Consider the following 21111-nt stretch of genomic DNA (forward strand, 5'->3'; position numbering starts at 1 on the left):
GACCCTAGCGCACGGGTCGGCGGGGTCCCGGCGGAGGGCGCTGCGCGGACGGACGCCGCGGACGGCGCCTCGCGGGATCAGCGGACGGGCAGCAGCACGATCACGAGCGGCAGCACGGGGAGCGCGCACGCGACCGCGCACAGCGTCCGCAGCGCGATCCGGTGCCCGCCGCGGGGGTGGCGCATGCGGTCGGCGCGGAGGCCGGAGAGGCCGCCCCCGGGATCCAGCTTCGTGAGGGCGGCCGCGACGGTGGCGGGGCCGGACACCCGGGCGGCGTGGTCGTCGGCGATGAACTCGATCGCGATGGTGGTGGAGAGCGCCAGGCGCTGGCTCGCGGGCAGCGCCGGGAGGATCGCGCGGGACACCTGGGCGAGGCGCACGGCCAGCGCGTGCCGCTGCTCCAGGTGCGCGGTCTCGTGCTCGATGACCGCGGCGAGCTCGTCGTCGTCGAGGCGGGCGCGCGCCTCGGTGGTGAGGAGGATCACGCCGGTCGCGGGGGAGAGCGCGGCGAGCGGCACGTCGGACTCGACGATGCGCGCGTCCCGCCCGGCCACGCGGTACGGGCGCGACGCGAGCAGCAGGGTCGCGACCTCGCCGGCGCGGTGCCGGGCCTCGCGCACCACGCGCCCACCCTCCTCGACGATGCGGAACAGCAGGATCCCGAGCACGCCCGCCGCCGCGTACGCGAGCGGCACGACCACCGCGACGCGCTCCGCGCCGGCGCCCGCCTGCATCGCCATGCCCTGGTGGATGAGGAGGCCGAGCCCGGAGCCGAGGCTCAGCACGGCCGTGACGAGGAACCCGTGCCACGCGGCGAGCATCGCGACGGGCCGCTGCGCGACGAGCGGCAGCCGGCCGAGGAGGAGCGGCGCCAGCAGCGTGACCGTGACGTAGCACTCGAGCAGGAGCACCGCGCGGACCGTGTCGCTCACTCGTCGGGCTCCGATCGGGTGGGCGGACGCCGCGGGGGCGGATGCCGGATGGGCGCCTCCCGGTCGGGTGGCGGACGCGTCCGTCAGATGGTCTCGGGCAGCGCCTTCGCATTGTCGATGACCTGGCTGAGCACGGTCTTCAGGCCCTCGAGCTGCTCCTCCGTCATGGAGAGCCGGTCGCGGATGCGCTGCGGGATGGCGACGGCCTTCTCGCGGAGCTCGCGGCCCTGGTCGGTGAGGCCGATCTCGAGCACGCGCTCGTCCGTGGCCCGGCGCACGCGCCAGACGTGGCCCATGGCCTCCAGCCGCTTGAGCAGCGGCGAGAGGGTGGCGCTGTCGAGCTGGAGCTCGTGGCTCAGGTCCTTCACCGAGCGCGGCCCGCTGGCCCAGAGGGCGAGGAGCACGAGGTACTGGGGGTGGGTGAGCCCCAGCGGGTCGAGGATGGGTCGATAGAGGGCCGTCACGCTGCGCGCGGCGACGACGAGCGCGTAGCTGACCTGCTTGTCGAGCGCGAGCGGGTCCTGCAGGTCCTGCGGTGTTGACATGGTTCCTCCGCCGGTCATTCTGTCACTCCGTGTTGCTAACTCCCGGGCGAACGGGGGGTAGCGGCCGGATCTGTGGAAAGGCTCCTGCTTGTGAGGGATTCGGAGCGGGCGCCTCAGGCGGCGGGCCGCGCGACCTGGGGGACCAGGATCGCCTCGAGCTCGTCGGCCGTGTCGACCACCGCGATGGTGCCGGCGGCCTCGGCCGGGCTGCCGTAGCCCCAGCCGACCATGACCGTCGGGATCCCGTGGGCGGCCGCGCCGAGCACGTCGTGCTCGCGGTCGCCGACCATCACGACGTGGTCGAGGTCGACGCCCGCGCGCCGCAGCCGGAGCAGCGCCTCCTCGATGACGTCGGCCTTCGCGGACCGCACCTCGTCCTCGCTCGCGCCGCACACCTCGGTGAAGAGGTCGGCGAGCCCGTAGTGGTCGAGCACGCGGCGGGCCTGCGACTCGGGCTTGCTGGTGGCGAGGGAGAGCGGGATGCCGGCCGCGTGGATCGCGCGGAGCACGTCGGGCACGCCGTCGTAGACCGAGCTGTCGAAGACGCCGCCGCCCGAGTAGCCCTCGCGGTAGTGGGCGAGCGCGCGCTGCTGGGCCTCGTCGTCCATGCCCGCGAGGTCGCGGAAGGAGTCGAGGATCGGCGGGCCCACGTACTCGAGGAGCTGCGCGGGGCCGGGCACGGGCAGGCCCATGAAGACGAGCGTCTTCGCGAGCTGCGCGGTGATCCCGGGGGCCGAGTCGGTGATGGTGCCGTCGAGGTCGAACAGGACGCAGCTCCAGGGAGCGGAGGCGGATCCGGCTGTCGTGTCGGGTGCGGACGTGTCGGGTGCGGTCACCCGCCCACCCTACGAGGGTCGCGCGGACGCCTGCCGGGAGCGTCCCCTCACTGCTGGGTGAGGCCGTGCTCCGTCTTCTCCCAGTAGTGCGGGCGCGTGAGCAGCTGCCACAGGCCCTTGTAGGCGGAGATGGAGTGCAGGATCCAGTACACCGGGTTGAGCAGCGACCACAGGATGAGGTGGAACGTGCCGCGCTTGAACGGCCCCATCATCGAGACGTAGACCATGACCCCGTTGCCGACGAGGAAGTTGAACAGGCTCGTCCAGAGCGCCCACGCGGGGAAGACGGAGGCGATGACCTCGTTCGGGATCGCGAGCGACGCGATCGTCACCAGGTAGAAGGGGATGACCCCGAGGAACGTCGCCGGGGTGCCGCCGATGAGGAGCGCGAACGCGACGAAGCGCACGATGCCGACCTCGCGGATGAGGGCGACCGGGCGGCGGGCGTGCACGAGCGTGGTCTGCATGTACCCCTTGATCCACCGGGAGCGCTGGCGGATGAAGTTGGGGATGGAGGTGTTCGCCTCCTCCATGGTGGTGGAGTTGATGACGCCCACGCGGTAGCCGACGGCCGAGGCGCGGATGCCGAGGTCGGCGTCCTCGGTGACGTTGTACGGGTCCCAGCCGCCGAGCTCGACGAGCGCGGCCGTGCGGAAGTGGTTCGAGGTGCCGCCGAGCGGGATCGGCAGGTTCGAGTGGTCGAGGCCCGCGAGCATGTAGTCGAACCAGTAGGAGTACTCGAGCGTGAACATGCGGGTGAGGGCGTTCTCGCTCGCGTTGAAGTAGTTGAGGGCGGCCTGCACGCACACCATCTCGGGGCCGCCGCGGTCGAAGGCGACGAGCGCCTTCTTCAGCTGGTCGGGATCCGGGGTGTCCTCGGCGTCGTAGATGACGAGGTACTCGCCGGACGCGAGCGTGAGGCCCACGTTGCAGGCGCGCGGCTTGGTCTGCGGCTGGCCCGCGGGGATCGTGACGATGTGGAAGTGGGCGGGCGGATCCGCGTGCACGATCGCGTCGCGCGTCTCGGAGTCCTCCTCCTCGATGAGGATCAGCACCTCGAGCTTGTGCGCCGGGTAGTCGAGGCCGCCGAGGTTCTCGATGAGCTGGGCGACGATGTTCGCCTCCCGGAACACCGGGACGAGCACCGTGTAGACCGGCAGGTCGGCGTCGACGAGGCGGTGGACCTCCGCCTCGGTGACGCGGTCGACGACGTCGTAGCGCGCGCCCTGCAGCGCGACGAAGAACTTGAACGCGGTGGCCGCGAGGAACGCGAGGCTGACCACCGACAGCGCGCCGACGGCCGTCTGCCGCGGCCACACCACGGCGAGGGCGACCAGCAGGACGGCGCCCACGAGCGCGCCGGCCTTCTGTCCGCGGGAGAAGACGAGGCGCCCGGACAGCTCCGGGTTCGCGCGGAAGAGCCGGTTGGCGGCGTCGTCGGCCACGGCCTCGCCGCACAGGCGGAGGACGGCGTCCTTGAGGTCCCACGCGTCCACCCTCGTGAGGGCGACGGGCGCGCCGAGCTCCGCCGCCAGCGCGGCCGCGAAGCCGGGATCCCGGCGCCGGTCGTCGGCGGCGACGAGCTGCCGGCCGTCGGCGAGGAGGCGGACGGGGATCCACCCCTCGGCGAGGTAGCGCTCGCGGGGGCCCTGGCGCACCGGACCCGGGTCGATGCCGTCCTGCCACGTCGGTGGAGTCGGAGTCGCGGGTGCGCTGTCCGCGGTCGTCATGTCGCGCCCGTCCGAGGGTGCCGGCTGCGTCGTGGTCATGTCAGGCCCATCCGAGGGCGCGGGCGAGCGCGCCCATCCAGTCGAGGACGACGGGCCGGTTGTAGGCGGCGGCCCAGGCGATGGCGATCTGGACGGCCGCGACGGAGGTGATCAGCACGTCGGCGCGACGCGTGGTGGCCGCCGGGAGGATCGCCATGCCCATCATCGTCATGATGAAGAAGGTGTTGCCCGCCGAGTTGGCGGGGATGAGGCCGAGGATGTAGCCGGTCAGCAGCCCGAGGAACAGCAGCGTCGAGATGAGCACGGCGCCCGGTCGCCGGACGAGCAGCGCGAGGATCCAGCCGGAGATCATGGGCGCGAGCAGCAGGAACCCGTTGAGGGTCGTGACGAGCTGCGGCACCGTGTCCCAGAGCGCCGGGTCGTAGTGGAACTGGTCCGTGAGGAACGCGAAGGGGCTGCCGAGGAACACGAGCTGGAGGAACGCGACGGTGACGAAGGCCGAGAGCGTGGGGAACAGCAGCACGAGCACGTTCGACGCGCGGGCGCCGCGCTGGCCGTGGCGGGCGAGCGAGATGAGCGGCGCGGCGAGGCCGACGACGACGATGTAGACGATCCCGCTCGCGCTGGAGAGGGCGGAGAACGCGAACAGCAGCCCGGCGCGGAAGCCGGCCTGGGTGTTCCGGTAGGCGACGAAGCGGACCATGTTCGTCGCGCCGACGCCGAAGGCCGCGACCCCGAGGAACGCCTCGAGGTTCGTGGTGACCATGTGGGCGAACAGCGGGTTGGCGCCGAGGGCGACCATGAACATGGCGGACTGCACGCGCGGGAAGCGGCGCTGCTGCATCGCCTGCAGCATCTGCTGGAGGAACGGGCCGGCGATGAGGGCGCCGAGGATGCCCATGCCGAGCGTGCCGCCGGGCGTGAGCGCGGCGAGGACCGTCCCGACAGGCGGGTAGAGGCTGCCGACCCAGGCGGCGTCGGCGCGGGTCCAATCGATCCGCGCGACGCGGGCGAGGAGGTCGGCGTTGACCGTGGTCGAGGCGGGGCCCCCGGCCGTGCCGGCGGGCGACCGGTCGGCGAGGAGGGCGATCACGACGAAGGGGAGGGAGAACAGCAGGCGGAGGAGCCAGCGGTTCCGGGGACGGAGCGGGTACGGATCGATGCGGACGCGCGCGGCGGGAGCTCCCGTGCCGGCGCCGGCGGCCTTCGCGGCGGCGCGGGACGCGGCGACGTCCGTCGTGGTCATGGTCGTCATGGGCGCACGCCGACGGATGCGGGCGACGCTGCTCCTGCGCCCGGGCGCGCCGGGGCGAGGCGGAGCGCGCGGCCGCGGGCCGCACCCGACTCCCTCACATCCACCCCCGAGGACACGGCGGCGAAGTGCCGCTCCTCGTCAGTATGGGCGGGTCACCGGCGGCGGGAGGCGCCCGGACGGTCCGCGGATCGTGAGCGGATAGGCGGGGTGGCGACGGGCGTCGCGGCCGGGTGCGTCGGTCGGTCGGAGGGCGCGGGCGGGGCGGCGGCCACGGCGGCCGCGGTGGATCAGAAGAGGCGCGAGTGCCCGTCGTCCATCCCGCGCATCGCGTCGTAGTCGAGGAGGAGGCAGCGGATCCCGCGGTCCTCGGCGAGCGTGCGGGCCTGCGGCTTGATCTCCTGCGCGGCATAGACGCCCGTGACCGGCGCGAGGTGCGGATCCCGGTTCATCAGCTCGAGGTAGCGCGTGAGCTGCTCGACGCCGTCGATGTCGCCGCGGCGCTTGAGCTCCACCGCGACCGACTTGCCGGACGCGTCGCGCGCGAGGATGTCGACCGGCCCGATCGCGGTCATGTACTCGCGGCGCACGAGCTCGTGGCCGTCGCCCAGCAGGTGGATCTGCTCGGCCAGCAGCTTCTGCAGGTGCGCCTCCACGCCGTCCTTCACGAGGCCCGGGTCGACGCCGAGGTCGTGCGCGGAGTCGTGCAGCACCTCGTGGATCGAGACGACGAGCATGTCCGCCGTCTTCGGCTGCACGACGCGCCAGATCTCGCGGACGCCCGCGAGCGCCTGGTCGTCGTCGGGCTCGACCTCGACGATCGAGCAGGGCGGGCTCATCCAGTTCAGCGGCTTGTAGGAGCCGCCGTCCGAGTGGACGAGGAGGCTCCCGTCGGCCTTGACCATGAGGAGGCGGGTGGCGAGGGGGAGATGCGCGCTGAGGCGGCCGGCGTAGTCGACGGAGCAGCGGGCGATGACGAGACGCACCCGGCGAGCCTAGCCGGGCGTCGGAGGGGTGCGCGTCGCGGTGGGTGCGACGCCCGTGCCCGCCGCGGTCGCGGGCGCTGACGCGGCGGTGCCGGTCGCGGATCCGCGCCCGGCACGACGGCGCCCCTGCGAGAGGAGCACGCCGAGGAGCACGAGGGCGGCGCCGGCGGGCTCGTTCCAGTGCAGGGTCTCGCCGAGCACGAGGATCCCGAGCGCGACGCCCACGACCGGCGTGATGTACGTGACGGTCGAGGTGGCGGTGGGGCCCCAGACGAGCAGCACGTTCATGTTCCAGAGGTACGCGAGGCCCGTGCCGACCACGCCGAGCACCACGAGGCTGAGCACCACGGGGAGGTCGAGCGCCACGGGTCCGGTCGCGAGGAACGGGGTCGCGACGAGCATCGCGGCGGCGCCCATGCCGATCTGCATGAAGGCCGTCACGACGCCCGGGATGCCGCGGTGGGTGAGGAAGCGGCGGAGGTAGCCGAAGGTGATCCCGTAGCAGAGGGCCGCGCCGAGGCACGCGAGCTGGCCCGCGAGCTCGAGGAGCGGCTGGCCGGACGCGGCGGCCTCGGCGCTCGGGGCGAGGCGCCACGGGCCGATGATCACGACGACGCCCGCGATGCCGAGCGCGATGCCCGCGAGCTGCCGGCGGCCGAGCCTCTCGACGCGGAAGGCGAGGGTCGCGAGGAGGGCGGTCATGATCGGCGTGGTCGCGTTGTAGATGCTCGCGACGCCCGAGGTGACGTGCTGCTCGGCCCACGCGAACAGCGAGTAGGGGATCGCGGATCCGACGACGCCGACCACCGCGAAGTGCAGCCAGACGACGCGCTCCTTCGGCAGCGGCAGGCGGCGGGCGGCGACGATGAGGCCCAGCGCGATCGCGCCGAGGACGAGCCGCGTCCACGACACCTGGCCGAACGACACGCCTTCCAGCGCGACCTTCATGAAGAGGAAGCTCGCACCCCAGACGGTGCCCATGGCGGCGAACTGGACGGCGATGCGGCGGCCGCCGGGGAGCGCGAGCGGCGAGGCGGGGGCGGCGGATGCGGAGGGCGTCGGGGCGCCGCGGGGGGTCACGTCGCCAGCGTATCGGCGGGGTCGTGCGGCGCGAGGTCCGAGTGGTGTCGTCAGCCTGCGGGCGGGTGCTGGCCGCGGCCGGGGATCGGCCCGCGCAGGTCGCCGCCGGGCTGGGCGGAGTCGCCGTGGAAGCGCGGGATCAGGTGCACGTGCAGGTGGAAGACGGTCTGGCCGCCGGCCGCGCCCACGTTGATCCCGACGTTCCAGCCGTCCGGGTGCAGCTCGGCCTCGAGACCGTCCTTCACCTCGGTGACGAGCGCCATGATCGCGACCTGCTCCTCCGGCGTCGCCTCGAACCAGGTCGCGACCTCGCGGCGCGGGATCACGAGGCTGTGGCCGGGCGTGACGGGGTTCGCGTCGCGGACCGCGAAGGCCAGCTCGTTGGCGGCGACGTGCTCATGGGCGGACATGGCGGTGAAGGGGCTCGGCACGGGGACAGCATGCCCGGTCGGCCAGGGCCGGCGTGCTTGCATGGCCGGATGCGCCTGCACATCGACGAGACCGGCACCGGGCCCCGTGCGGCCGTCCTGCTCCACGGGCTGATGGGATCCGCGGAGAGCTGGTGGCGGATCGCGCCCCTCCTCGCCGCGCGCGGGTACCGGGTGCTCGCCGTCGACCTGCCCGGCCACGGGCTCTCCGACCGGGATCCCGAGCTGACGGTCCCGCGGGCGGCGGAGGCGGTGACGCGCGCCGTCGCGGACGCGGGCGTCGAACGACCCGCCCTCGCCATAGGGCACTCGTTCGGCGGGATCGTGCTCGGGGAGGCCTTCCCCGAGCGCCGCCCCGAGGTGGTCGTCTACGTGGACGCGCCGCTCGCGCCGGCCGGAGGCGGCGACCCCGTCGAGATCCGGGACGCCTACGAGTGCGACCGCCGGGGCCGGACGGCGGAGGCGCTGCGTATCTCGCGACCCGAGTACTCCGAGCGCGATCGCGAGGTCGAGGGCCGCGCCGCCGAGCGGTTCGACCCCGCCACGGCCGCCGCGCTCGCTGCGGTCCCGTCGTACGCATGGGCGCCGGAGCCCGGATCCATCGTCGTGCGGCCGGACCCGAGCCGCTTCGTGAGCGCGGAGGAGGCCGCGCGCCTCGCCGCGTCGGGCGTCGACGTGCGGGGCATCCCGGGCGCCGCGCACTCCGTCTGGTACAGCCACTTCGACGCCTTCACCGCGGCGCTGCCGGAGGCGTTCGGCTGATCCGGTGTCGCGTCCGGGATCGCCTGCCGCCGCCGCGGATGCGTGGGAGGCTCGGGCGATGACGACGACGCCGGCCCCCGTGCTCGCCACGGCCCGGTTCGCGCTCGAGCCGCTGGTGGTCGCGCATGCGCGGGAGATGGTCGGGGTGCTGGCGGATCCGGCGCTGTACCGCTTCACCGGGGGCGAGCCGCCGTCGCCTGCCGCGCTCGAGGTGCGGTTCGCGCGGCAGGCAGCGGGGCGCTCGCCGGACGGATCCGCGCGGTGGCTCGTGTGGATCCTCCGCGAGCGCGCGACGGGCCGCGCGGCCGGGTTCGTGCAGGCGACCGTGACGGGTGAGGGCGAGGGCACGGAGCGCGTGGCCGAGGTGGCATGGCTCGTGGGGACCGCGACGCAGGGATCCGGCGCGGCGGCCGAGTGCGCGGCGGCGATGGTGGCGTGGCTGCGGGAGGACGGCGTCGGGGTGGTGCGGGCGAACATCCACCCGGATCACGCGGCGAGCGAGGCCGTGGCGCGGCGGCTCGGGCTCGCGCCGACCGACGTGCGCGTCGACGGCGAGGTGCGCTGGGAGTCGCCGGCCGACGGGCTGACGACGGGCGAGCTGCGCGCCGGCTAGTCGCGCGCGGGCCGGACCCGCTCGGGCTCGGCGTCGGCGGTCGACGGATCCCGGAGGTCGCAGACCATCCACGCGATGTCGCCGTGCTCGGCATCCGCCGTGATCCGGCCGCTCTCCGTGAAGCCCGCCTTCTCCAGCACGCGGAGGGACGCGGCGTTCCAGCGGCGCACGGTCGACCAGAGCCGGGTGCGTCCCGTCGCGCGGGCGGCCTCGACCACGGCGCGCGCCGCCTCCGTCGCGAGCCCCGAGCCGTGCACGTCGCGCAGCAGCTCGAAGGCCATCTCGGGCTCCTCGACGGAGGCGCTCCCGACGACGAGCCCGCAGTACCCGACCGCGCCCGCCTCGTCCCGGCGTTCGACGGCGAGCAGCCCGATGCCCGTGCGGAGCGACTCCTCCTCCTGCACCGTCAGGCGGTCGCGCACCTCGTCGCGCGACGGGTGGCCCGCGGCGTCGACGCGGCGATGCGGGGGATGGCGCGGGTCGCGCTCGACCCAGAGGCGGTGGACGAGGTCGGCGTCGGCAGGCCCCAGCGGCCGCAGCCGGAGGCGGGCGGTCTCGAGGTGCACGGGGAGCCGGGACGCGGTCATGGCCTCACGCTACGTCGGACGGATCCCAGCGTCCCGGCGTCGACGCCGAGCGGATCAGTGGACGGCCAGCTCCACCGCGAGCACCGCCGCACCGAGCACCGCGACGCCCGCGAGCACGAGCAGCTTCACGCCGAGGCCCACGCGGAGGCGGCGGACCGCGATCAGCGTCACCAGCACCAGCGTCGCCACCAGCGCGAACGAGATGATCCGCAGGGCCGCCGCCAGGTCGAGCGCGCCGAGCGCGGACAGGCCGAGGACCGCCATCGGCACGGGCAGCACCCCGAGCGAGCTGGCGCATACGTAGAGGATGTGGCCCACGTCGCGCCGGTCCGGCACCTCGCCGTCGCGCACCATCTGCGCGATGAACTCCGCGACCGACACCGCGAGGAGCGTGCCGACGACGGTGAGCAGGAGCGTCGTGGCGGCGCCGCCCACGGTCGCGTGCTCCGCGTCGCGCCCGATCGCGATGGTGACCGCGAGCGCGGTGAACGTGACGTAGATCCGCTCCTTGAGCGCCTCGGACCGCTGCTCGGCGTCGGGACGGCGGCGAGCGCGGGCGTCGCCAGCGGGCGGCTGGTGGGGATCGTCGGTCACGGCATCAGGCTAGGGGCGCGCCGCCGATAGCGTCGGGCCCGTGACCTCCCTCGATCCGCGCCTCGTCGCGCTGTACGACGCCGACAACCCCGACGGCCCCGACCACGACTTCGACCGGGCGCTCGCCGGGGAGGTCGGCGCGCGGTCGATCGTCGACCTCGGCTGCGGCACGGGCATGCTCACCGTCTCGCTGGCGACCGCCGGGCGCCGGGTCGTGGGCGCGGACCCGTCGGCTGCCATGCTCGACGTCGCCCGCTCCCGGCCGGGCGGCGATGCGGTCGAGTGGATCCACGGCGACAGCCGCGCCCTCCCCGCGGGCCCGTTCGACATCGCCTTCCTGACCGGCAACGTCGTGCAGCACATCCCCGACCCCGAGTGGATCCGCACCCTCGCCGACCTCCGCCGCGCCCTCCGCCCGGGCGGCACGCTCACCTTCGAGAGCCGGAACCCGGCCGACCGCGCGTGGGAGTCGTGGGCGGGCCCGGCGACGACCCGCGACACCGCGCACGGCCCGCTCGAGGAATGGATGGAGGTCGAGGAGACGGGGCCGGGCGTCGTGCGGGTGGTCTTCCACAGCCGGTTCGTCGCGACGGGCGAGGTGGTGTCCGACGTCCAGCCCTTCGCGTTCCGCGACCGCGCGACGCTCACGGCCCAGCTCGACGACGCCGGCTTCGACGTGGATGCGGTGCACGGCGACTTCGCGCGCGGCCCGCTCACGGAGGCGTCGCGGGTGATGGTGTTCGTGGCGCGGGCGCGCTGACGGATCCCGCCCCGCCGCCGCGGCCGGGCTGCGTGGGAGCATCGGACCCATGAGCGATGCGACCGCGCCCGTCTCCCCGCCCGACCTCGAGGCGGCAGCGCGCATGTGGGGCGCGTACGCCGAGGCGCACCCCCAGGCGGTCGCGGCCGGGCCCGAGCACACGGTCGAGCACTTCGGGGACCACGCCCGGCTCGCCGACGAGCTGCTCGGGATCGTGCTGTCGGGCCGGAAGCGCGCGACCGCCGAGCTCGTCGCCGACTTCCTGGCGCGCGGCGACGAGGTGCCGCGGATCGGGTCGCACTGGATCGCCTGCGACAGCACCGGGGCGCCGCGCATCGTGATCCGCAGCACCGAGCTCCGCGTCGGCCCCTTCACGAGCGCCGACGCCGCCTTCGCGCGCGACGAGGGCGAGGACGATCTCTCCCTCGAGAGCTGGCGCACGCAGCACCGCATCTACTGGGAGCGCGTGAGCGCGGCCCGCGGCGCCGCCTGGTCGGAGGACGACGAGATCGTCTTCGAGCGCTTCGCCGTGGTGTGGCCGCCGGAGCACGCGGACCCGCTGTGACGCGCCGGGCGCTCCTCCCCTCGGCGCGCACCGCCGCCCGCCTCTGGTTCGCCGCGCAGGCGGCGGGCGGTGCCGCCTGGTGGATCGCCGTGCCGCTCGTCCCCGCGGTGCGGATCGCGACGCTCGGCTCGCTGGATCCGCTGCCCGTCGCCCTCCTCGACGTCCCGCTGTTCGTGGTCGGGTCGGCGCTCGCCGCGGCCGGCATCCGGTGGGCGGCCGTCGTCGCCTCCGCCTGGACGCTCCTCGTCGCCGTCGCGCTCGCCGCCTACGCGACCGTCACGACCGAGGCCGGGATCGGCGTCGTGGTCATGGCGGTCGCCGCCCTCGGATCGCTCGTCGCGTGCGCCCTGCTGCTCGTCGGCCGGCTGCCGACCCGCTGGGCGCTCATCGGCCCGTTCGCCGCGCGTCCGGCCGACGCGAGCGCCGCCACGTCGCGGCACGTGCTCGCGACGGCCGCGCAGATCGTCGTCTTCTGGGGCTTCTTCCTCGCCGTCGCGCCGCTCGCGATCCGGTGGCTCGAGCTGCGCTGGCGGGTCGCCGTGCCGCTGCCCGCCGCCGCGCTGCCCGTCGGGATCGCCGTGCTGGTGCTCGCGAGCGCGCTGGGGATGTGGTCGGCCGCCGCCATGTCGACCCGCGGCGGCGGCACCCCGCTGCCGGCCGCGACCGCCACGCGGCTCGTGATCGCCGGCCCGTACCGCTTCGTCCGCAACCCCATGGCCCTCGCGGGCGTCACGCAGGCGGCGGCCGTCGGGCTGATCCTCGGATCCTGGCTCGTCGTCGCCTACGCCGTCATCGGCTCGTCGCTCTGGAACCACGTCGTGCGCCCTGGCGAGGAGGCCGACCTCGAGGCGCGCTTCGGGGATCCGTTCCGCCGCTACCGCGCCGCCGTGCGCTGCTGGGTGCCGACGTTCCCGGGCGTCGCGGCGACGCCGCGCGTCCGCTGAGGCGCGCCGCGGGACCTGGCCGCACCCGCCCCGACGGACGAGGATGGACGCGATGGCTGACACCTGGATCCCCACGACCACCTTCCCCGACGGCCGCACCGCCGTCGCCCTCGCGCAGGGCACCTGGAACATGGGCGACGACCGCGCCGCCCGCTCCACCGAGCTCGACGCCCTGCGCGCCGGCCTCGACGCGGGCCTCACCGCGATCGACACCGCCGAGATGTACGGCAGCGGGCGATCCGAGGAGCTCGTCGGCGAGGCGATCGCCGGCCGCCGCGACGAGGTGTTCCTCATCAGCAAGGTGCTGCCGTCGAACGCGTCGCGCCGCGGCACAGGGGAGGCGGCGCGCCGCAGCCTCGCGCGCCTCGGCACCGACCGGCTCGACCTCTACCTCCTGCACTGGCGCGGATCCCACCCGCTCGCCGACACGGTCGCCGCGATGCAGGAGCTCGTGGAGGAGGGCCTGATCCGCGCGTGGGGCGTCAGCAACCTCGACGCCCGCGCCCTCGACGAGCTCGCCGCGATCCCCGGCGGAGACGCCGTGCAGACCGACCAGGTGCTCTACAACCTCGCCCAGCGCGGACCCGAGGCCGACGTGATCCCGTGGGCTCGCGACCGCCGCATGCCCGTCATGGCGTACTCGCCGCTCGACCAGGGCCGGCTCGCGACGGATCCGACGCTCGCCGCCCTCGCGGAGCCCCTCGGCGTCAGCGCGGGCCAGCTCGCGCTCGCGTGGGTCGTCCGGCAGGCGCCGCACGTCTTCGCGACCGCCAAGGCCGCGACGGCCGCGCACGTCGCCGAGAACCGCGCGGCGCTCGACCTCGTGATCCCGGACGAGACGCTGGCAGAGCTCGACCGCGCGTTCCCGGCGCCCGCGGGCGCGGGGCCGCTCGCGATGTACTAAGGCTCATCAGGAACACATCCTGTATTGCTGCATTTGTTGCGTTTACGCATAGAATTGCAGCATGGCCACCCAGGGAACCCGGACGCTCGAGGAACTCGCCTCCGAGCAATGGGGGCTGGTGACCGCCGCGCAGGCGAGCGCGGCCGGCGTCGCGCGAAGCACGCTCACACGGCGAGAGAGTTCCGGGTCGCTGGAACGCATCCGCAATGGCGTGTACAAGGTCTCGACCTCGGCGATGGATGGGCGAGACGATCTCCGTGCTGCTTGGCTCGCCTCGACGCCCGCCGTGCCGGCGCGAGAACGTCGTCGGGATCCGGATGTCGTCGTGGGCGGTGCCGCCTCGGCGTGGGTGCATGAGATGGGTGACGTGAAACCGGCGCCCTTCACCTTCTGGACCAGGGCTCGCAAGCAGACCCGCGCTACGGACGTGCGATTCCGGGTGTCGGACCTGCCTCCCGCGGATGTGACCGTCGTCGACGGCCTCCCCGTGACGACTCGGGAGCGGACCCTCGCCGATCTGCTCGAGACGGACGGGTCGGACCTCAGCCTGGTCGCCGATGCGCTCGGCGATGCGGAACGGTCTCGCGGGGACCTCGACGTGCCGGCGTTGATCTCGCACCTCGAGCGTCGCGCTCCTCGTCTGGGTTTCGTCGACGGCGCAGCCCTGTACCGCCGACTCCGAGCGCTGTCCGGCGTCGACGGCCGTGATCCTGAGGGTCTGACGGTGCATGCCGATCTGGTTCAGCGGTTCATCCGATCCTTCGACGCGCAGCTGGAGGAGGTCCTGGCACCGCTGCGTGCTGATGAGAGGCGGATCGTCCGGGCGGCGATGCTGCCGGTCCATGATGCGATCGCCTCGATGGCCCGGGGCCTCCAACCGCTGATGTCGCGAGAGCTCCTCTCTGCGACGCCGGCTGCGCTGGCGGGGACGACCGCCCCGACATTCCCTCGCTCCACGATCGATGAGCTGGTGCATGATGCCCTGCACGCTGCGACGAGGTCTGCGCTCGAAGAGGAGGGCGGCAGGACGGAGGGGGCCACATCATCGTGACAGCAGATGACGCATATCGGCGCCCGGCGGACACCATGCGCGCCATCTCGGCGGCCGCACGGCGTGCGGCTCCCGCGCTCGGCGTCTCCGTCTCCGATCTGAGGACCTACCTGGTCTTCGACCGGTTCCTCGGTCGAGTTTTCGCGCGCGCCGATCCGGCGTTCATGTTGAAGGGCGGCACGCGGATGCTGGCCTTCATCCCGGCCGGTCGCGCCACCGTGGACATCGATCTGGAGAGCGGGCGGATGGGCCTGGAGGCTGCCGTCGCGCACCTCGCCGAACTCGTTGCGGTCGACATCGGGGATCGGCTCTCCTTTCGCCTGATGAGGCGCGTCGACGGAGACAGGGGAGACCAGCCCGCGCTCGCCGTCACTTCGCTGCGGTTCGAGTTGGACGAGGTCCCAGGACTCGCGATCAAGGTCGACCTCGCCGTCCACGAGCGCATCGGGGTGTCGGTGATCAGAGCTGCGCCACGTTTCCGGGTGCCGCTCGGCAAGCCGGTTCCCGTCGTCGACTACGCGATGATCTCCGTCGAGCAGCAGATCGCGGACAAGGCCGCCGCGATGATGGAGCGGAACCACGCAGGCGGAGATGGACGCTCCTCCCGAGCGAAGGACCTGGTCGATCTCGCGCTCATCGCGATGCACCTTCCCTGCGATGGGCTTCTCCTGCGCGAGGCGACGGAGCAGCAGATCCGGGAGCGCCGTCTCGAGCCGTTCCTCGCCGTGGACGCCTCGCCGGAGATCCAGCGGGGCTTCGCACGAGTCGCGCGAGGCCTCAGCGGCTTCGGGCTGGGCTGGCGTGAGGCGGAGGAGCTCGTCAACATGATGCTCGCACCGGCACTCCGGGGTGAGGCGCAGGGGACGTGGGTCCCGGATGACCGCGCGTGGAGGTCGCTTTGACGCGCGTCACGCCCGCGCGACCCCCGTCACGATCCACCGGTCGCCGCGCGCCCGCAGGCCCAGCGTGAGCGCCCGCGCGCCGATGTAGACGAGGCCGAAGGCCGCCCAGAGCGCGAGGAGGGCGGGGGTGCCCGCGACGCGGCCGGTCTCGGTGAGCCAGGCCACGAGGATCAGCGCGGGCGCGTAGATCGCGAGGTTCACGAGGCCCGCGAGGGCGAGGTAGCGGGCGTCGCCGGCGCCGATCAGCACGCCGTCGAGCACGAACACGTAGCCGGCGACGGGCAGGCCCACCGCGAGCACGAGGGTCACGGCGGTGAGCATGCGGTGGATGTCCGCGTCGCCCGTGAAGACCGGTCCGAGCAGCGGGGAGAGCGCGGCGAGCACGAGGCCGAGGATCGCGCCGAGGCCGACGCCCCACTGCACGAGGCGGCGGGATACCGCGCGGACGCGCGGCACGTCGTCGGAGCCGAGGCCGTGGCCGACGAGCGCCTGGCCCGCGATGGCGAGGGCGTCGAGCACGAACGCGACGGTCGAGAAGAGGGTGAGGGCGATCTGCAGGGTGGCGAGCCCCGTGACCCCCAGCCCCGCGCCCACCGCGACTGTCGCGAGGATCGCCGCCCGGAGCGACGCCGTGCGCACGAGCAGCCAGCCGCCGGACGCCGCCGAGCGCGCGACCCCGCGGAGCCCGGGGCGCAGGGTCGTGCCCGTCTCGCGGGCGGCGCGCACGGCGATCAGGACGAAGACGGAGGCCATGCCCCACTGCGCGATGACGGTGCCCCACGCGGATCCGGCGATGCCGAACCCGAGCCCGTAGATGAGGAACGCGTTGAGGGCCGCGTTCGCCGCGAAGCCGGAGACGGCGACGACGAGCGGGGTGCGCGTGTCCTGGAGGCCGCGGAGGAGGCCGGTCGCGGCGATGACGAGGAGCATCGCGGGCATGCCGGCGAGCGAGATGCCGAGGTAGGTGCGGGCGGCGTCGACCACGGCGGCGGTCGCGGCCGGGTCCGCGTCGGCGCCGCCGGTGTCGGCGAGGGCGCGCACGAGCGGATCCGCGACCACGAGCCCCACGACCAGCACCACCGCGCCGAGCGCGAGCGCCAGCCACAGGCCGTCGATGCCCGCGCGGATCGCGCCCGGCCGGTCGCCCGCGCCGAGCCGCCGCGCCACGGTGGGCGTCGTCGCGTAGGCCAGGAAGACGAGGAGGCCGACGATCGTCTGCAGGATCACGCTGGCGATGCCGAGGCCCGCGAGCGGCGCGCTTCCGAGGTGGCCGACGAGCGCCGTGTCGGTGAGGAGGAACAGCGGCTCGGCCACGAGCGCGCCGAGCGCGGGCACCGCCAGCGCGAGGATCTCCCGGTCGAGCGGGCGACGGATCCGCGGGCCGCGCCCGGTGGGCCCGCGTCCGGCTGACCCGGACCCGCGTCCGGCCGGCCCGGATCCGCCCTCAGGCGCGCCCGTCAGCGGACCGCGTGCGCCAGGCGCTGCACGACGCCCGCGGTGGCGGCCGTGAAGGCGCGCGCCACCTCGGGGTCGAGCGACGCGAGCGAGATCGGCCCGCGCTCCGCGATGTGCGCGTCGTACGGCACCGTGAAGATCTGGGCCGGGCGGGCGTCCTCGAGGATGCGGTCGATGCGCGCGACGACCGCCGGATCCTCCGGGCGTCCGTCGTGCAGGCGGATGATGACGGCGTTGTCGGCCAGCATGGCCGCGTGGCCGCCGAGCTCGCGCAGGAAGTCGAGCAGCGCGACGGCCTCGAGCACCGCGTCGCCCGCGTTGAGCACGGGGACGACGAGCACGTCGGTGACCTCGATCGCGCCGCGGAAGGCGGACGACGAAGGCTGGTTGCCGGAGTCCATCACGCGCATCGCGTAGTACTCGTCGATGAGGCGGGAGACGCCGATCACGTCGTCGCCCGTGAGCTCGCGACGCGGCCCGACGGACGCGACGACGGACGCGAAGCTCGTCTGCGGCGCCGTGTAGCCGGCGAGCTGGCCGGCGCTGTGGATCTCGTCGCGGTCGCGCACGAGCTCGCCGAGCCCGCGGGTCGGCTGGCCCTCGGCGCGGTAGCCGAGCGCTCCGGGATCGTCGGTGACCTCGACCACGGCGACGGATCCGCCGCGGATGGAGCCGAGCACGCCGCCCAGGATGAGGGAGGTGGGCGTCTTGCCGACGCCGCCCTTGCGGTTCGCGACCAGCACGCTGACCGCGCGCGACCACGTGGCCTGGCGGATCACGCGCTCGTCGCCCTCGCGCCGGGAGACCTCCGCGTTCGCGGCGGCCTCCTCGGCGCCGGGCGCGATCTTGAAGACGCCGCCCGTGACGCTGTTGAGGAAGCCGCGGAAGCCGGTGCGCGCGACGACCGGGCCGCGCGGCGGGCGCTGGCCGGTCTGCTCGGGGAAGAGGGTGAGGCTGCTCGTGGCGGCGTCGGCGCGCGGGGTGCGCATGACGTAGCGCTGCGGATCCGCGTCGGGGAACGCCGTGAGGTCGCTGCCGGGACGGCGGTCGTCGGCGGGCTCCTCGGTGTCGGCGGGCGCCGGGGGGAGGGAGGAGATCGGGTGCGGCTCGGGTGCCGGCGCCGGGGCGGTGCGCTCGGGGACCGCGGGGGTGATCGGGACCTGCCGCGTGTCCGTCGGCTCGGACGCCGTCTCGGCGTCCGTGCTCGCATCGTTCGCGGACGCGCCATCGCCGTCGCCCTCGGTCGACGGACGCAGCGGCATCCGGAACGGGTGCGCGTCGTCGACCTGGGGCGCGGGGACGGCCCACGCGGATCCGACCGCCGGCGCGACGAACGCGTCGAAGGGGGAGGGGGCGTCGCCGTGCGCGGAGGCGCCCGCGGGGAGCTCCTCGGCCGCGTCCTCCGCGTCCTCGGCGGCGTCCATCTCGGCCTCGCGCTCGTCGTCGACGAACAGCTCGTCGAACGCTCGCGTGCCGACGATCTCGACGTCGCCGGTGTCCGTGTCCTCGTCTTCGCGGGCGTCGACCGCGCCGACCGCGCCGATCGGGAGGTCGGCGGCCGCGTCGGCCCCCGCCGCGCCGGGCGCCGCGAGGTCGTCGATGCCGTCGGCCTCGTCGTCGACGGAGGCGGGCACGTGGGCGGGAGCGACGGCCGTGGATCCCGGACGCACGCGGTCGGGCCCGAACAGCCCGCCCTCGGAGGTGCGGGGGACGGCGGGGAAGGGATCCACCCACCGGTGCGCGTCTCCGGAGTCGCCGGATCCGCGGTTCTGCTCCATCTCCTGCTGGCGGCGACGCAGCTCGCGTCGGCTCAGGATGGGGGGCTCGGAAGCGCCCCCGTCGCGTGCGGCGCCGTCTCGGGGGCCCGGATCCTGCGTGTCGTCGGTCATGTGGCTCGCCTTCGTCGTCCCCGCCTGCGCGGACGAGGCTACCAGGGGAGCCGTTCCGGCCCGGAATCGCGGGGGAGGGACCTCCGGACCCTCGTACGGGGCACAGACCCCGCCTCGGTAGTCGGACCCGCGGATCCCCCGCGCCACTGGTGATCGACGCGGCCGGTACCGGTTGTCCCCCGTCGGCCTCGGCGGCGGCGGATCGCCGACCTAGCGTCACGATGTCGCCCGATTCGTGGCGACGCAGGGGGCAGGACGATCCGCGAGCCGGATGCGGGGCCCGCACTATCAGGGGGATCACCTTCATGGCACTTCACGCAGAGCGTCCGCGCATGTCGCGTCGCACCAAGACCATGGCGTTCCTGTCCGGGGGCCTCGTCCTCGGCCTCGGCGTCACGGCCACCCTCGCCGCCTGGACCGACTCCGAGTGGGTCTTCGGCGGCGGCAACGGCAGCGGCCCCGGCCTCGGCACCTCGACCTTCGAGGTCGAGCAGAACGTCGTCGCGCCCTTCGCCTCCACCGGCTTCACGCAGAACGAGACCAACCCCGGCCAGGACCTCACGTTCTCGCCCGGCGCCCTCGCGCTCATCCCCGGCAACACGGTCTACGCGCCCGTCGCGCTCCGCACCTCCGCGGGATCCGTCGCCGGAACGCTCCTCCTGCAGGACTCCGAGCCCGCCACCGGCACCGCGAACGCGGCCGTGGACGCGAACAACCTCCTCCTCGGCGCGCTCAACCTCCGGGTCGCGACCTCGGCGACCTCGGCCACCTGCGACGCGACGTCGTTCGCCACGGCCGCCAACGTCATCGCCGCCGGCCCGCTCGCCACGGCCGAGCCGACCGCGGCGCAGACGCAGGCCCTGGCCGCGAACAGCACGTCGGTGCAGTACTACTGCTTCGAGATCACGCTGCCCACGGCACCGACCCTGCCGGCCGGCACCACGGTCGACGCCCTCCAGGGCCGCGCGGTCACGCCGGCGTGGGAGTTCGCCGGCACGTCGGTCGCGTCGGTCAACTAGCCGGATCGGGCCCGTGCCATGACCGCCGAGGGCGCCGTGACGGCGACACGGAGAGGGGACCGCGACGCGCTCGCGGCCGCCCGCCGTGACGCCGTCGCGGCCGCCCGCGCGCGGGCGCGGCCCCGGCGCACCGTCGGCGTCGTCGTGCGCGACGTCGTCATCACGCTGCTGGGGCTCGCGGGCGTGGTGGTCATCGCGTGGACCGTGCTGTCGCGGATGCTCGGGCTCTCGCTCGTGGTGCTGCTGACCGGGTCCATGGCGCCGACGCTGCCGACCGGGTCCGTCGCGATCATGGCCGACGCCGTGCCCGCCGCCGACCTCGAGGTGGGCGACGTCATCAAGGTGCAGCGGCCGGGGTACGACCTGCCGGTCACGCACCGCATCATCTCGATCGGCGCCGTCACGGGCGAGGTCGAGCAGCCGACCGCGGGCGTGGACCCGCAGGACCCGGCCGCCCGCCAGGTCGTCCTCCAGGGCGACGCGAACGAGACCGCCGATCCCGCGCCGTACGTCATCGCGTCGGCGGACCGCGTCGTGTTCGGCGTGCCGTACCTCGGCTACGCCAACCGGATCCTGCACACGCCGCTCGTGCTCATCGGGCTCGCGGGGGCGCTGCTGCTGCTGCTCGTCGGGACGTCGCTGCCGTCGGGCCGGAGCCGCGGGCGCCGGGTCGCGGGGGCGGATGCCGGACCGGACGCCGATCCCGACGAGGACCGGCACGTCGCCACCGCGGCGGCCATGTCCGCGCCGGCGCGCGCCCGCCGGTCCGCGCTGACCCGGGCGGCTGCGCGTGCGTCGGATGCCGCACCGGCTGTCGGTGCGCGGGCCGGCGTCACGCGGGCCGTCGTCGCGGCGGGTTCGGATGCGATGGGCCCCGATGCGCAGGCGGGCGCCGCATCCGCCGCTGCGCCCACTCCCACGAGCCGTCGCGAGGCGCGCGCCGCCGCCTCGGCCGGTCGCGCCCGGTCGCGCCGCTCGGACCACGCGGCGCGCGCCGCCCAGACGGCGCGGGAGTCGCACGCGGCCCATGCCGCTCGCGCGTCCCGTGGCGGGGGGGGGGGGGGGGGGGGGGGGGGGGGGGGGGGGGGGGGGGGGCGGCGGGGGGCGCGGGCCCGCCCGCGGGGGGGCGGGGGGCGCGGGCCCCGGCCCCCCCCCCGGCGCCGCCGCCCCCCCGCCCCCCCCCCCCCCCCCCGCGGCCCCCCCCCCCCGCCGCGGCCCCCGCCCCCCCCGGGCCGCGCGCCCCGCCCGTCCGGGCGGCCGCCCGGAGCCGGCACCGG

22 protein-coding genes are annotated in these 21111 nt (G+C 74.8%); 10 read left to right on the top strand and 12 right to left on the bottom strand.

The genetic code is table 11. The features are described 5' to 3' along the window. Window positions 1–77: 77 nt before the first annotated feature. The 8 genes from PED38_RS15075 to PED38_RS15110 all read right to left on the bottom strand — a co-directional run bounded on the left by PED38_RS15075 (window position 78) and on the right by PED38_RS15110 (window position 7792). Window positions 78–932, bottom strand: coding sequence for a M56 family metallopeptidase (locus tag PED38_RS15075; protein WP_063071007.1), 855 nt, complete (start codon window positions 930–932; stop codon window positions 78–80). An 83-nt stretch (window positions 933–1015) separates the two neighbouring features. After that, window positions 1016–1477, bottom strand: a complete 462-nt coding sequence (locus PED38_RS15080; RefSeq protein ID WP_063071008.1) for a MarR family winged helix-turn-helix transcriptional regulator — start codon at window positions 1475–1477, stop codon at window positions 1016–1018. Window positions 1478–1590: 113 nt separating this feature from the next. Continuing rightward, window positions 1591–2313 (bottom strand): HAD family hydrolase, encoded by a 723-nt coding sequence (locus tag PED38_RS15085; RefSeq protein WP_063071009.1) that lies wholly within the window; start codon window positions 2311–2313, stop codon window positions 1591–1593. A 47-nt stretch (window positions 2314–2360) separates the two neighbouring features. Then, entirely contained in the window at window positions 2361–4082 is a 1722-nt protein-coding gene (locus PED38_RS15090; RefSeq protein WP_270981844.1) for a glycosyltransferase family 2 protein, read from the bottom strand. Between the two features lies 1 nt (window position 4083). Next, complete coding sequence (locus PED38_RS15095; RefSeq protein WP_270981845.1) at window positions 4084–5289, bottom strand: hypothetical protein; 1206 nt, start codon at window positions 5287–5289, stop codon at window positions 4084–4086. A gap of 296 nt (window positions 5290–5585) precedes the next feature. Then, window positions 5586–6281, bottom strand: a complete 696-nt coding sequence (gene nucS, locus PED38_RS15100; RefSeq protein ID WP_012039553.1) for an endonuclease NucS — start codon at window positions 6279–6281, stop codon at window positions 5586–5588. Between the two features lie 9 nt (window positions 6282–6290). Continuing rightward, window positions 6291–7262 carry a DMT family transporter gene (locus PED38_RS15105; RefSeq protein ID WP_270981863.1) on the bottom strand — a complete coding sequence of 324 codons (972 nt, stop codon included), beginning with the start codon at window positions 7260–7262 and terminating at the stop codon, window positions 6291–6293. Window positions 7263–7411: 149 nt separating this feature from the next. Beyond that, on the bottom strand, window positions 7412–7792 hold the full coding sequence (locus tag PED38_RS15110; protein ID WP_270981847.1) for an HIT family protein: 381 nt from the start codon (window positions 7790–7792) through the stop codon (window positions 7412–7414). A gap of 48 nt (window positions 7793–7840) precedes the next feature. Between PED38_RS15110 and PED38_RS15115 the strand changes: the two genes are divergently transcribed. Then, the gene (locus PED38_RS15115; RefSeq protein ID WP_063071013.1) at window positions 7841–8551 is read left to right on the top strand and encodes an alpha/beta fold hydrolase; all 711 of its coding nucleotides are present in this window, start codon (window positions 7841–7843) and stop codon (window positions 8549–8551) included. Between the two features lie 58 nt (window positions 8552–8609). After that, on the top strand, window positions 8610–9164 hold the full coding sequence (locus tag PED38_RS15120) for a GNAT family N-acetyltransferase (RefSeq protein WP_270981849.1): 555 nt from the start codon (window positions 8610–8612) through the stop codon (window positions 9162–9164). On the opposite strand, the gene PED38_RS15125 is transcribed toward PED38_RS15120, so the two are convergent. Both PED38_RS15125 and PED38_RS15130 read right to left on the bottom strand, forming a co-directional pair. Continuing rightward, window positions 9161–9751: a GNAT family N-acetyltransferase gene (locus tag PED38_RS15125; RefSeq protein ID WP_270981850.1), complete on the bottom strand. Its 591-nt coding sequence runs from the start codon at window positions 9749–9751 to the stop codon at window positions 9161–9163. The two genes, PED38_RS15120 and PED38_RS15125, sit on opposite strands and share 4 nt — an antisense overlap. 54 nt (window positions 9752–9805) lie before the next feature. After that, window positions 9806–10345, bottom strand: coding sequence for a hypothetical protein (locus PED38_RS15130; RefSeq protein WP_270981851.1), 540 nt, complete (start codon window positions 10343–10345; stop codon window positions 9806–9808). Window positions 10346–10385: 40 nt separating this feature from the next. Between PED38_RS15130 and PED38_RS15135 the strand changes: the two genes are divergently transcribed. From PED38_RS15135 to PED38_RS15160, 6 genes are all read left to right on the top strand, one after another. Then, on the top strand, window positions 10386–11105 hold the full coding sequence (locus tag PED38_RS15135) for a class I SAM-dependent methyltransferase (protein WP_270981852.1): 720 nt from the start codon (window positions 10386–10388) through the stop codon (window positions 11103–11105). 49 nt (window positions 11106–11154) lie between these two features. Continuing rightward, the gene (locus PED38_RS15140) at window positions 11155–11670 is read left to right on the top strand and encodes an ASCH domain-containing protein (protein ID WP_270981853.1); all 516 of its coding nucleotides are present in this window, start codon (window positions 11155–11157) and stop codon (window positions 11668–11670) included. Beyond that, window positions 11667–12614 carry a methyltransferase family protein gene (locus PED38_RS15145; protein WP_270981854.1) on the top strand — a complete coding sequence of 316 codons (948 nt, stop codon included), beginning with the start codon at window positions 11667–11669 and terminating at the stop codon, window positions 12612–12614. The genes PED38_RS15140 and PED38_RS15145 overlap by 4 nt, the downstream gene beginning before the upstream one ends. A gap of 43 nt (window positions 12615–12657) precedes the next feature. Continuing rightward, entirely contained in the window at window positions 12658–13518 is an 861-nt protein-coding gene (locus tag PED38_RS15150) for an aldo/keto reductase (protein WP_270981855.1), read from the top strand. A gap of 61 nt (window positions 13519–13579) precedes the next feature. After that, entirely contained in the window at window positions 13580–14569 is a 990-nt protein-coding gene (locus PED38_RS15155) for a type IV toxin-antitoxin system AbiEi family antitoxin domain-containing protein (RefSeq protein WP_270981856.1), read from the top strand. Continuing rightward, on the top strand, window positions 14566–15471 hold the full coding sequence (locus PED38_RS15160; RefSeq protein WP_063071021.1) for a nucleotidyl transferase AbiEii/AbiGii toxin family protein: 906 nt from the start codon (window positions 14566–14568) through the stop codon (window positions 15469–15471). Before PED38_RS15155 ends, PED38_RS15160 begins: the two co-directional genes overlap by 4 nt. Before the next feature lie 6 nt (window positions 15472–15477). Here PED38_RS15160 and PED38_RS15165 read toward each other — a convergent pair whose 3' ends face one another. Then, the gene (locus PED38_RS15165) at window positions 15478–16806 is read right to left on the bottom strand and encodes an MATE family efflux transporter (protein WP_270981858.1); all 1329 of its coding nucleotides are present in this window, start codon (window positions 16804–16806) and stop codon (window positions 15478–15480) included. A gap of 122 nt (window positions 16807–16928) precedes the next feature. Beyond that, a complete protein-coding gene (locus PED38_RS15170; protein WP_270981859.1) occupies window positions 16929–18815 on the bottom strand; it encodes a MinD/ParA family ATP-binding protein in 1887 nt (628 codons plus the stop codon). 305 nt (window positions 18816–19120) lie between these two features. Here PED38_RS15170 and PED38_RS15175 point away from each other — a divergent pair, with 305 nt between their 5' ends. Both PED38_RS15175 and PED38_RS15180 read left to right on the top strand, forming a co-directional pair. Beyond that, window positions 19121–19834, top strand: a complete 714-nt coding sequence (locus PED38_RS15175) for a SipW-dependent-type signal peptide-containing protein (RefSeq protein ID WP_270981860.1) — start codon at window positions 19121–19123, stop codon at window positions 19832–19834. An 18-nt stretch (window positions 19835–19852) separates the two neighbouring features. Continuing rightward, a partial coding sequence (locus PED38_RS15180; RefSeq protein ID WP_270981861.1) for a signal peptidase I occupies window positions 19853–21111 on the top strand: 1259 nt, incomplete at its 3' end.

Origin of the sequence: Clavibacter sp. CT19 (assembly GCF_027858075.1) — a bacterium.
Taxonomy (GTDB): Bacteria; Actinomycetota; Actinomycetes; order Actinomycetales; family Microbacteriaceae; genus Clavibacter; species Clavibacter tessellarius_A.